Raw genomic sequence first — 12,394 nt, forward strand, 5'->3', positions numbered from 1 at the left:
CGCTGCTCATTGACACCAGTCAACTCCGCGGCGAAAACCTCAAACTTCCTTGTCTTATCATCGGCAGTAACGCCATTATGAGTAGCTGGCTTCATTGAAGTTTAGCTATTTATAAAGTAAAAAAGCGAACCGATTGGTTCGCTTTTTTTGTTTTGGGTGAATAGTTTCTTTAACCCGGTTATTCATTGGTAGGAAAGTTAGACATGAGTTTAATTCGTTGCATAACAGACTAAAGCTATAACAATTATAAACATAGTAACGGCAACAAACATTGAGGTAGCCAGTTTATACCAAACTATATTGTATCTTGTTTTTAAATCATCAAGGTATGTATCAACCTCAGAGCCATCAATGCCTTTTTCTTTTTTCAACCTTTCAAATAGTGGTGTATATTCATTTTTAATTGCAGACAAACTGCTAAATTGCCCTAGTAAATTTAGGCAAACGATAACCGCTAAAACAAAGACTATTAATACAAAAACTATGTTCTTGTAAAATATTAGCGATCCTAAGCCACCTTCTTCAATCTTGCTTGCTGCAAGCCAAACACCTGCAGGAATAGCAAATGTTTTAGTAGCAACATCATCGAAGACCTTATTTATTTTACAAATGTATTCTGTTTTCTTTTCTTGATGCTCACGTCTTACTTTGTCAAAAGAATAGTTGTTCACATATTGCTCATAACTTGCGAGAAGCTGAGTTGCAAATGCATTAAAGTGAGTCAATAAGTAAGTAAACCTTTTGGCCTTATCAATATTTTTCAAAAAGGCAACAAGAGCTTCTCTAACTAGTCCTGTTTTAGCCTCTTTATGCAAATCTCTAGAAAGCAGCTCTTCCAATGATTCTGGGTCAATATCATAAGCTAATGCTGTTTCATCAATAGCAAAATTAATGGATAAACTTTGACCAAAGATAACAAGATAATCTTCTGATGCTGTTACGTCATTCGCCACTTGTTTAATTAACTGGCAAACTTTTGCAGCATTTTGATAACGAGTAAATATTTCTGACGGTGTAAGATGACTATGAACAGTCATTTCGTTTGCAACAAAAACTAATTCAACAGGATTTAAAACGTAGTTAGAGTAAGATAATAACTTATTCCAGTTATCACCAATAAAGTATTGATCGTGAACTTTTAGAGTAACAAGTTCGACTTTCACTTTAAAATTGGCAAACTTTTCTTCAAATTGAAAAGTAGGCAACTCTCTATGAGCTTTAGAGTCATCACCGCTATACAGTTCAATTCCTGCGGAGCAAAGCTCACTTCCGACAAGTGTTACTAGCTTATCAATGTTTTCTTTTGTTAGTTCTACAAACCCGGACACATAATGGCCCTGTGAAAACTCACAAGCTTCCATCAATTTTCTTATGTCGTTATATGTATTAAGGGTTTGTAGATCCATTAGTTACTTTGTCTTCTACTGTTTAGCTCTTCGGTGATCTCTGCTTTTAATGTCGCAGGGATTTCATTAAATGTAAGCTTACAATCATCACTATAAATAACCTGACTTCCTAACAGGTTCCTATCAAAGCTTATCGACACACCGCCAGCCTTACCGGAAATCCTCAGATATTTTTTTAGCTCCGCATTACTAATAGCAATTTCTTCACCTACATCATAAGTATTTCTAGCTACAGTTAAAAAGTCATCAGGGCTTTCAGGGAATACTCGATTAGCTAAATCGGATAGCTTCACTTCCTTACCAGATTGTAGCTTCTCTTTAATGAACCCGTGAGCATCATCAATTTTTTGTTGCGTATCAACTTCACTTAAATTAAGTGAATTTTGAGCGTAATCTTGAACTGCCTTTTTAAGGTTTTTAGTTTCTAAAATTGCCGCTTGCTTATCTCTTTGACAGCCAATATATTCTTCAAAATAATCTCTTACTTCAGCAGCGGTTCCCGTCTTAAACTTGATGTACCGATTAGATAAGTCTTCTTCCCAGTCGGTTAAGTTAATCGCAGCACCAAGGTGAAGCTTGTTTATGTCAATTATTTGAGAGGGCTCTAGCTCAAGGGTTGGGGAAGCATTATAACCTTCAGATCTTTGTAATACAGCAAGTGCTAACCAAGTTTTACCGTAACTTTCGTATTCGTAAAAAACAAGTAGACCACCTTTTACTGATTGTAAGTTCGGTCTGCGCATAATTTGTGCATACCTTGATGCCATTCTACGTGTCATCTCAACAAAGTCTCTACAATTGAGATTTTGGTAATGGTTTTTAATTCCTTGCTCAAATGGTGGGATTAAACTGTTATCCCCATCTACTGCGAATTCTCCAATGTTCAAAGTTGAATGAGAAAATAATGTAATAAGACTATCTGTCAGTGATCCAGCTAAACCTACAGCATTATTTTCTGTGGATCTAAGGTTCTCACTTACTGCTTCCCCATCTTCGTCACGCTTTACTTCATGGATGATTACATGGTTAATTGCCACTAATGTTATTCCTTTTGTAATACTTGGAATTAAATGGGTCAGAGTAAGCTTTCACTTTGTACTTCTGTGGTTCAAATGAACAGGCTTTACAAGCGAATGATTGGCTTCTTCTTCCCTGAAAGGCGTTCTCTTATTGGATTAAGAGCTTGGCCTGCGTTTGTTTTTTTTATTGGTTATACATTACGCTATTTTTTCTGTTTATTGCAATGCTTAAGCGCACTGTTTTGTCCGAAAAATTGATATGAAATCATCAGGAAGCATAGACACCCGCAAAGTGGCTAAAAGCAGAGCTACTACAACTAAACCAAATGGAGTACACCAAGATGCCATGCATTAGGTGTTATGGCGAACACTGTGTTTTGTCATTGTTAGTTTGTAAAATTAGCTTTAGCTTAATATTAAATCGATGATAATTAAATTCCTTATAAAACAAGAGTTGATATTTCGACGGTTACATTCAGTAACGCTAATTAACTATTTTTATAAAAATTCCAGTAACAAGTTGCTCACACTTTGTTTCGTTGCTCCCTCTGCTAAGCATTGATAATATCCGCGCACTTTCAGCTTTGAATACATTTATATGACAAATCATGATTATACTTCCTCCCAACGTCCTATTTTGGTTCAAGGGGCGATGGACGTAGAAATTGAAACGTTGGTTGAAGCTCTCGATCAAGTGACAGTAAAAACGTTTGGGTCATGGACTTTCTGGCAAGGCCAAATTAATGGTCAGTCGGTAGTGGTTTCTCGAACCGAAATCGGTTTAGCTAATGCTGCGGCGGCGACAACTTTGGCTATGGAGCATTATCAGCCAAGGCTCATCATCAACCAAGGCACAGCAGGTGGGCATGATCCTAAGTTATTTCGTGGCGATATAGTGGTTGGCACCAGTAGTTTTAACATGGGCTCTTACAAGACTGAGTACACAGAGAAAGGTCAGGGGATGCACCCAGCCAACTGGCAAAACTTTGATATGACAATGTATTTGCGCGAAAACGGCCAAGTAGTTAAACACAATCACTTTAAGGCGGACTCAGCCTTGGTTGAGCTGGCAATGTCCTTGGCTCACACCTATGACAAGGGGCAAGTGGTCACAGGTGTGATTGGTACGGGTGATGAGTGGAACCGAGAGGTAGACCGGATAAACTGGTTCCATCAACATTTTAATACGGCCATTGAAGAGATGGAGACGTCAGCAGCCGCTATGGTTGCCGAAGCCTATAAAATCCCATTTGTCAGTATTCGTGTATTGTCTAACACCGATCAGCATGGTCAAGATTTTGAGCCTCAAACGGCCGTTGATTGCCAATGTTTTGTGCTAAATATAATTAACGCATTAAATAAATCAAATTAGCAGGCTAATTAATGTGCTATTTCAAACTGAGTTAGCACTGAGCATGTTTATAACTATTTATTTGTGGACTTTATTTAATAATAAAGTCCAGTTTTGTTTGTTTATAATTTCCGGATTAAATTAATGCAAATCTTAGTTAGTATTTTAGGCATCGTTTCACTATTGCTTGTGGCATATATTGCCTCTGAAAACCGTAAAAAAATTAATTATAGAACAGTCGGTGTAGCGTTTTTGCTGCAATTAACCTTGGGTGCATTTGTTATGTACTCATCTGTTGGTCAGTCTGTAATTTTAAATATGGCGGAGGCTGTCTCGAATGTTATTGGTTATAGTAATGAGGGCATGTCATTTATTTTCGGCGGCCTAGTCAGTGATAAAATGTATGAACTGTTTGGTTCAGGTGGTTTTGTCATTGCCTTTAGGGTACTGCCAATCATGGTGTTTTTCTCAGCGATTTCAGCTGTTCTCTATTATTTAGGGGTAATGCAGTTAGTTGTTAAATGGGTCGGAGGCGCGCTACAAAAGCTGCTAAACACCAGCAAAGCTGAATCAATGTCGGCCGGAGCTAACATCTTTTTGGGGGTAACCGAGGCACCACTCTTAATTAAGCCTTATATTCCTCAAATGACCCGTTCTGAACTGTTTGCCGTTATGTGCGGCGGACTCGCCTCGATTGCCGGTACCATGCTGGCTGGCTATGCCCAGCTAGGTATTAAGATGGAATACCTATTGGCGGCCTCTTTTATGGCAGCTCCTGGTGGCCTACTATTTGCCAAGTTGCTGATCCCACAAACAGAAAACGTTACCGATAACGAGCTTGAGGTTACTGAAGAAGATAAGCCTCGTAATGTCATAGATGCCGCGACCTCGGGCACCATGAGTGGCTTGTCATTAGCCTTGGCGGTAGGGGCTATGCTGTTCTCATTCGTCAGTTTGGTTGCCTTGATGAACGGTATGATTGGTGGCATAGGTGGCTGGTTTGGCATTGAATCTTTAAGCCTGCAAATGATCTTAGGCTATTTGTTTGCTCCTGTTGCGTGGTTAATGGGGATACCTTGGAACGAAGCCATGTTAGCGGGTTCTTTTATTGGCCAAAAAATTGTGATCAACGAATTTTTTGCTTATATCAATTTGGCTCCCTACCTGACCGGTGACACATTAGTTGCAGCTACCGGACAACCAATGTCTGAGCGCACACAAGTGATCTTGTCATTTGCGCTGTGCGGTTTTGCCAATTTTGGCACTATCGCCATCGCCATAGCAGGGATTGGTAGTCTGGTGCCTGAGCGTCGCTCTGAAATTGTCAGTCTCGGCTTAAAGGCGCTGGTCGCGGGTATTTTGTCAAATCTAATGGCTGCCACCATCGCCGGGTTATTTATGTCTCTGGTATAAGTTTTTTAGGTGCAGTAAACCCTATTTAACCTTATGGCGTAGCGCCCAGCAGTCAGGTTAGTCGCAACGAACAACAACCCAGCTTAGGCTGGGTTGTTTTTTATGGACTAATTTAATGCTGCCGCTTAGTGAATATAAAAAGACAAAGGATATGGCTGCCCTGCCTTTTTGGCTCTGATTTTTAATAGCAGTGCAGCACGGTAATGAATCTGCCAGCTTATGCTTGGTCGGGGTTGCATCTAGGATGGTTAGCTAGCAAAATCGACACTTATCGCCAGCGTGACCCAAGGCTAACCGCCTATGGAAAAGCAAAATCAGCGCTAACAACAAAGGCAAAAAAGGTAAAAGGGCAAATATAAATATGCAGCAAGGATTTCCCATTACGGTAGCGGCCGATGGCCAATTTTCCAGTTCGCTTAACCCCTTGTTGACCCAGCTGGAGATGTGGTTAAATTTTCAGGCGCTAAAAGCGGATTGGTACAGTAATGAAGCGTTCATCTTGTCTTTTAACTTTACCTTGGTTCGATCGCTAGCAGAGAAAGCCGAGCATCTGACAAGCGCACAAGCGGACACACAAGCGGGCATACAGGCAGAGAGTGAAAAGGGTGAAGAAAGCCCAGCAGTCGATCTTGAAAAGCGTTGGAGAGTCGAATCGGGTTATGCCTACCAGTATGACAGCAGCAAGCTAACGACCACGGCTTTTATTGCCGTCGATGATTTGGCGCGGGGCGGTGTTGGTATCGAGCAGGGGATAAAGGCCAGATTAATTGCGGTGGCTAATGCGGTAGGACTCAAGCATGGCCTCATTGCTTTGTCTGAGTAATGGTTACTTAACCTCGATAATGCAGCCTTAAACCTCGTTTTATGCAACACTTTTCGTAAAGAGTTTGATACCCGTTAACTCCTGATAAGAGCCTTAGACTGGCCTTGTCATCGGCAATAACGCCATTACTCACGTCAAATTCCCACTAAATTTTTCTCATTAAAAATAATGGCTTGTATCAATATCTAAGTGCTGGCGGTTTAACCTTACTGTGATAAGACTTAACTAAGTGACTTTAGTTGTACGGGGCAATGGTGGCGCGGGTAATAGATAAAGCGGAAAGTGAGCCAGTGTAAACATGATATCGATTTACGCTGCCTCACATCGTATTTGTCTTACTCTTACTTTTACCTCACATAGCCGTCCTTTGATCTTTGTTAAATGTGCTGCCATTTCTTTTTTATGACGCTTATATTCTGTGGGGATTTTTATTAATCTGATCATCGAATAAGTGTGGGAGAGGCATCCGCCTATAGTTGATATTCAGAAAACCTCTATTAAGTGAGATTTTGATTGAATGAGACGGATACTAGGCTTAAATATGCGATGAGCTCTTGGTTAGTTCTATAACGATGCTCACGATACTTTGCACTTTCAGCTAATGCAGTACCGAAATGACTTTCGTCATCTCGGTAGTAATACATTCATCATTAGAAGCTTGGGTAAAGAAAAACAATAGGTTGGATAGCTTTAATTCGGTATTTCTAATGCACAAAGCAATTCTTACTTTAAGGCAAGCGGTTGATCAAATTCTATAATGTGAGTTGGCTGCCAAACTGATTGGTTTCGGTGCGAAACGGCAACCAATGTGCATCTTTGTTCGCAAATAGCTTTGGCAACGCGCTTTTCTGTCTCCTCATCCAATGCCGAGGTGGCCTCATCCATTATCAGAATCGATGCATTTTTGATAAGTGCACGTGCTAAGGCCAGCCTTTGGCGTTCTCCTCCCGATAACCCCGCACCTTGTAAGCCGACTTCTTGGTATATGCCCAGTTCTGATCTGTCTAATACTTCATCCAGTGCCACTTGGCGTGCTGCTATATCTACGGCTTGATCGTCGGCATCAGGGTTACCAATGCGAATATTACTGGCAATGGTGCCTGTAAAGATGAGTGGAACTTGTGGCACATAGGCGAAAAAGCGAGCAAGTTCAGAAGTAGGGATTGACGTGAGCGGCACCTTGCCCAAAGTGATCAGGCCTAGGGTGGGATCATCAAAGCGCATCAATAGCTTAAGTAAGCTGGTTTTACCTGAACCACTCGGGCCACAAATCAACACGCGTTCACCAGGCTCGATAGTGGCATTGATATTTTGCACCGCAGGCGGAAATGTTACATTATTCAGTTCGATTGTATGATTGTGCGGTGTTTTTTGTTGCGCTTGGCTTGGCTCTTTGAGCGTTGGCGCATTAGTGGCTTGTCGATAGTGTTTAATCGCCGCTAACTGATCATTAATGCCTATTGCGGCCACAGCGAGAGTCTCAAGCGGCGCTGACGCACGCATGGTCAACATCAAGACAGCGAGCAGCATTGTCGAATTGTTTACGCCTGATAACACGAGATAGAGAGCCATGCCGGCAATAGGTAAAATGCTGGCGATAGCTGACAGTAATGTTGCTATAGCGGCGGCGCGATTAGTTCGACCCAATGCGATTTCTTGTGCCTGCCAGTTTTGCTCTAAACGCTCGGTCGCACGATAGTATCCTGCTGCTGTACGGAGTAACTCTACGTGATCTATAAGTTCAATAGTGGATTGATTCGCTGCCAGTTCAACATTGTTTCGGTCCATATCTGCGCGGGCAAGGGTCCGTTGCGCCATACTCTGAATCACAAATGATAAGAGCAATAAACTCGCCAACATCATTACCAGAGGTATGCTACCGATCAAGCCGATGCCAAAAGTAATGCAAATCGGAATAAGCGGTGCATGAATAAATATCTGAAATTGATGTGCCGGAATGCTCATAAAGCCTGGAATACTCCGAGAGACAGTTTCTATGAGCAGTGTCCTGACGCTGGGTGTAAACCAAGAGAGTTTAGCTTGTTGCATGGTCGTGCCTAAGGCACGGTAGAGCGCATTGGCTAACCTTGCGCCAGCCCAAAAACCTGAACGCGAAGCCAGTATTGTGGTGAGTATGGTTATCGCGGCAATGGATAGCACTTTTTGTGGTGTTTGCTGTTCAATAATGGCTAAAGCCAGTTGAATGTAGCATGCGGCCTCTAATATGGCCGCCACAGCCCAACCGCAAGCAACAGGTATTAAGTGTTTTATGGCTGCGTAATCTTGAGGATAATTTATCATTGGTCTTCTCCTTCCATGTGCTCATGCTTGAGTGTGATCTTGTCATCTGCCAGCTCGGAAAGCGTTAAGTCATGGGTGATCATCACGATTGTTTTATGGTTTGTTTTTGCGTGATGGCTTAGCGCTGTGAACACGTTAAATGCCGTTTCGTTGTCTAGGGCCGATGTGGGTTCATCAAGTAATATCACGCGAGCGGGTGAAAGAAACACACGAGCAAGATTAACCCGTTGTATTTCACCACCAGACAAGGTGCTTGCATGAGTATTTAAGGGTTTATCCAATTGTGCGCAGTGTAATGCCACTAAGTAATCTTCATCCGTGGCATTAGATGCGGTGAGCGCGAGATTGTCGGCGATGGAGGTTGCTAGTAGTCCCGCACTTTGCGGTAATAGCATGATCGCGCGATTAATTGAGGCTTCATCCAACTTATTGAGTGCAATACCAGCGAGTAGAATATCTCCGGCATGTAATGGCTCCATGCCAGCTAATAAGCGCAGTAATGTGGATTTGCCAACACCACTGATCCCTGTAACTGCCGTAACTCTGCCAGATCTAAATTGGTAGTTAATTGGCATTGTTTTACTGCTTGTAGACAGTGAAGGCACGACATCGGTGAGGTTGAGCGGCATAGGTGTATTAAGATCAATATTACCGCTACCAACAGGGACTCTCGACTGCTCAAGAAAATCCGTTAGTCGCTGAGCTGCAGCGCGGCCCGTGGTGAGATAATCAAGCCCATGCCCGAGCTTTAGGGCTGGCGTGACAATGGCCAGACTGAAGAACAAGGCTGCAGCAAGTTTTTCTGGGGGCCATTCATACCCGATGGCATAGACAATCGCAAAAGTGCAAACAGCCTGTAGTAGTGATGTAGTCACTGCGACTGAAGTGGATACCTTGCTTACTCGCTCAATAATCTCCTCAATAAAATGCTTAGTTGCCTTTTGGTAGTCGGCTATTGCGCCAGTTTGATCGCCATAAATTCTAAATACTGGTGCACCACGCGAGTAATCGTCCACTGCAGTAGTGATATTTTCCATCACATTAGCTCGTGCTTCACCCTGTTTTGCAGCAAGCCTTGGGACTACCACCAAATAGAAAAGCGCGGCGACGAGGCCTGGGATAAGGGCAAGTAATGATACTAGGCCCGCGCTTAAGATTAGCAAGCCGATAGTAATGGCAGGGACAATGATAAAGGTCGCTAACTCTGAGGGTAAATGTGCGATCATATGATGTAATGACGCTATGTCATCGACCATTAATCGCTTTAACTTTTCGCCCTTATATTTTGCTAAAGTACTTGGTGGCAGCCTAACAAGATGCGCTGCAACATCACGCTTTAATCTTCCAGAAAATTGCGCCTCAGCATTGTGATTAATCCAAGAGGCGCTACCAGAAAGCAGTGCCGACAATATCCAAAATATGATCGCCCCCGCTAACCAAAATGAATGATGCCCAGCAATAAGCTGTATTACGCACCAGAGTGCACTTAGTGCCATCACGCCGGTACCAGCCGCTAGTAATGTTCCGATAGTGAGTGCGGGGATCACCGGACGTAATGCCAAAGCTAGTTTTGAATGGGGACTGAAAAGTAACTGCATTTTAATGTTCTCCTAAAAAATCTAAGTGGATCAGGCTGGGCTTCTGTCTGGAATGCGTGTTTAGCACAAGCCAAATTAAGTAATGAAGTCTTGATATTGCAGAGTAAAAAATAGTCTGAGTGCCAGATTTTATGGGCAAATGAACATCCACGAGCCAAATTCCTTGTTTCATAAAAATTGAACCATCATGAGATGGCGATCATATTAAGCGGTCATTTTTATTTATCAACATGGTGTTGATAAATATTTTGAACGGCGATAATATAATTGATAATTATTCTCATTGGCAACAAATCTTTCATATAAGGAGTTATTAAACATGCCCCGATTTGGTAAGTTTTACCCACAATCAAAGTGGGTTATCGGTTCTCTTGCGCTGGGGCTGAGCGCTATTTCCGGCTCAACTATTGCTGACAGTGGAACTGCTCCAGATAAGCAATCCCAGCAACAAGATGCAGCGGGAAACATTGAAGTCATTACCGTTTACGGTCAGAAAATCGAGCGAACGTTGAAAGAAACGGCGAGTTCAGTGACGGTCATCACTGAAGAACAGTTGAGGAAAAATGCTGACCAATCAACGATTTCTGAAATTCTCGGCGGTACACCAAATTTAATTTATGCTGGAAATACCGATGCGCCCATTATCCGCGGAACGGATACCAAAGGGCCTGTAGCAGCGGGTAATGCCTATTTATCTAAGCCTGTGCCAGGGGCAACTATCAGTGTTGATGGTAAATATCTGAGCCCCGCAGAACTGGATTTAGGCGCCGCAGGCGTGTGGGATGTATCGTCTATTGAAGTCTACCGTGGTCCGCAAACGACCAGTCAAGGAGCCAACAGTATTGCTGGCGCTGTAGTGATCCATACCCATAACCCCACTTATACGCCAGAATTTGCAGCGCAAGCACTTTATGGCAGTCGGAATAAGCAGCGCTTTTCGGTCATGGCGTCCGGTGCGCTAAGTAATGACTTTGCCGCAAGAATTAGCGCAGATTACAGCGCTAGAGATACCTTTGTTGATTACGTTAACCCAAAATTTACAGCCCATGATTTGGATTTTGAGTTTAAAAACCAAAATCTACGGGCGAAGTTGCTATGGGAACCCGAAAAATACAGCAACTTTTCTGCCATGCTAACTTATTCTTCCACTGAGGCTAAACGTCCCAGAAACGAGGTGGTATCAGAACCCTATGATGACTTAGAAAATCGTTCAATTTTTCAGGACAATCAAGAAGTCAGTAATCATGTCGGGATTTTTGATCTTGAATATGTGTTCGACAATGGGATGAAGTTGCATAACCAACTGCAGTATTCAGAAGGGCAGTTTGATTATCACTTCGCGGCACCTTATCAAGGGATCGCAAAACGGGATTATGAAAACTTTTCGAATGATATAAGGCTGAACTTTGGTGACAAGAGTTCAGAGTTTAGTGGGGTTGCCGGTATCTTCTACTGGGATGACAAAACGAATAACAGGCTGAACAACGTATTTGGTAATGCCGACGCCGATCTGAGGCATACCAGTTTTGCCCCCTACGGTGAAGTCATATGGCGCTTCTCACCTAAGTGGGCATTCACCAGCGCACTTCGTTATCAGTCTGATGAAATTAGTCACGATGGTTTTGCCAGCTACATCCCAGGCGTGCACCATCAATATGAAGAGACGTTTACGGCTTTGTTACCTAAGGTTGCCCTGTCATATGATCTGACAGATAACATCTTAATCGGCGCTATGATCAGTGAAGGCAATATTCCTGGTGGCACAGGCATCAACTTCCGCGGTGGCGAATATTATACATTCGATGCTGAGTCGGCATGGAACTATGAGCTTTTTACCCGTATTGATCTGCTTGAACAACGTTTGATCATAAATAGCAATCTCTTTTATACCCGCTTTAAGGATTCACAACGTTCAGTTACTGACTACCTAGATGGGCGTCCCTTTGGATCTGTCATTGTTAATGCCGATGAAGCGCAAAGCTATGGAGTTGAATTAGATTGGAATTTTAAAGTATCCAATAGTTTTAACTTATATGGTGGATTGGGTTTGCTTGATACTGAGATAAGTGAGTTTAATGACTACCGTGGCGATGAGTTTGTCGGTAACGAGTTTAGTAAAGCGCCAGGATATATGTTCAATATAGGGTTTGACTATACCATCACAGGTGCCATTAAAGTGAGCGGTGATGTACGTCATACGGATGGATATTTTTCAACGGATACTAATGAGCCTGAGTTAAGAGTGGGGTCTTACACAACGGTAAACCTGAATTCTTCCTATCAAATTAACCAATATTTTGAAGCCTTTGTTTATGCACGCAATTTACTCGATGAACGTGCACCTGTGGCAAAAACGGCTGACAGAAGTACTGGAGGCGTGGATGCATATTTACTTGAACCACGAGAAATAGGCGTAGGCGTTAGGGCGAAGTTTTAGCGGCTAGCTTGCTACCCGCTGTATTGAGTATTGCCATGCAGCGGAT

Annotated in this window: 8 protein-coding genes; 4 read left to right on the forward strand and 4 right to left on the reverse strand. The window is 42.6% G+C overall.

Translation table 11 applies throughout. The features are described 5' to 3' along the window. Positions 1–209 precede the first annotated feature (209 nt). On the reverse strand, positions 210–1,361 hold the full coding sequence (locus DN599_RS09770; RefSeq protein ID WP_162599189.1) for a hypothetical protein: 1,152 nt from the start codon (positions 1,359–1,361) through the stop codon (positions 210–212). 44 nt (positions 1,362–1,405) lie between these two features. After that, the gene (locus tag DN599_RS09775; protein WP_110457411.1) at positions 1,406–2,443 is read right to left on the reverse strand and encodes a nucleoid-associated protein; all 1,038 of its coding nucleotides are present in this window, start codon (positions 2,441–2,443) and stop codon (positions 1,406–1,408) included. 580 nt (positions 2,444–3,023) lie between these two features. On the opposite strand from DN599_RS09775, the gene mtnN reads away from it, so the two are divergent. The 3 genes from mtnN (at position 3,024) to DN599_RS09790 (ending at position 6,012) form a co-directional block, all read left to right on the forward strand. Further along, positions 3,024–3,797 (forward strand): 5'-methylthioadenosine/S-adenosylhomocysteine nucleosidase, encoded by a 774-nt coding sequence (gene mtnN, locus DN599_RS09780; RefSeq protein ID WP_110457412.1) that lies wholly within the window; start codon positions 3,024–3,026, stop codon positions 3,795–3,797. A 123-nt stretch (positions 3,798–3,920) separates the two neighbouring features. Beyond that, entirely contained in the window at positions 3,921–5,189 is a 1,269-nt protein-coding gene (locus tag DN599_RS09785; RefSeq protein ID WP_110457413.1) for a NupC/NupG family nucleoside CNT transporter, read from the forward strand. Positions 5,190–5,550: 361 nt separating this feature from the next. Next, positions 5,551–6,012 (forward strand): hypothetical protein, encoded by a 462-nt coding sequence (locus DN599_RS09790; RefSeq protein ID WP_110457414.1) that lies wholly within the window; start codon positions 5,551–5,553, stop codon positions 6,010–6,012. Positions 6,013–6,735: 723 nt separating this feature from the next. Here DN599_RS09790 and DN599_RS09795 read toward each other — a convergent pair. Together DN599_RS09795 and DN599_RS09800 are read right to left on the reverse strand one after the other, a co-directional pair. Next, entirely contained in the window at positions 6,736–8,313 is a 1,578-nt protein-coding gene (locus DN599_RS09795) for an ATP-binding cassette domain-containing protein (protein ID WP_110457415.1), read from the reverse strand. After that, positions 8,310–9,911: an ATP-binding cassette domain-containing protein gene (locus tag DN599_RS09800; protein WP_110457416.1), complete on the reverse strand. Its 1,602-nt coding sequence runs from the start codon at positions 9,909–9,911 to the stop codon at positions 8,310–8,312. The genes DN599_RS09795 and DN599_RS09800 overlap by 4 nt, the downstream gene beginning before the upstream one ends. Before the next feature lie 319 nt (positions 9,912–10,230). Between DN599_RS09800 and DN599_RS09805 the strand changes: the two genes are divergently transcribed. Next, a complete protein-coding gene (locus DN599_RS09805; protein ID WP_110457417.1) occupies positions 10,231–12,348 on the forward strand; it encodes a TonB-dependent receptor in 2,118 nt (705 codons plus the stop codon). The last annotated feature ends 46 nt before the right edge of the window (positions 12,349–12,394 follow it).

Source organism: Shewanella algidipiscicola (assembly GCF_900380485.1).
Taxonomy (GTDB): Bacteria; Pseudomonadota; Gammaproteobacteria; order Enterobacterales; family Shewanellaceae; genus Shewanella; species Shewanella algidipiscicola.

Excerpts from the sequence above, each read along its gene's own strand:
- DN599_RS09770 (WP_162599189.1), bottom strand. The coding sequence starts at position 1,361 with ATGGAAGCTTGTGAGTTTTCACAGGGCCATTATGTGTCCGGGTTTGTA.
- mtnN (WP_110457412.1), top strand. The coding sequence starts at position 3,024 with ATGACAAATCATGATTATACTTCCTCCCAACGTCCTATTTTGGTTCAA.
- DN599_RS09785 (WP_110457413.1), top strand. The coding sequence starts at position 3,921 with ATGCAAATCTTAGTTAGTATTTTAGGCATCGTTTCACTATTGCTTGTG.
- DN599_RS09790 (WP_110457414.1), top strand. The coding sequence starts at position 5,551 with ATGCAGCAAGGATTTCCCATTACGGTAGCGGCCGATGGCCAATTTTCC.
- DN599_RS09795 (WP_110457415.1), bottom strand. The coding sequence starts at position 8,313 with ATGATAAATTATCCTCAAGATTACGCAGCCATAAAACACTTAATACCT.
- DN599_RS09800 (WP_110457416.1), bottom strand. The coding sequence starts at position 9,911 with ATGCAGTTACTTTTCAGTCCCCATTCAAAACTAGCTTTGGCATTACGT.
- DN599_RS09805 (WP_110457417.1), top strand. The coding sequence starts at position 10,231 with ATGCCCCGATTTGGTAAGTTTTACCCACAATCAAAGTGGGTTATCGGT.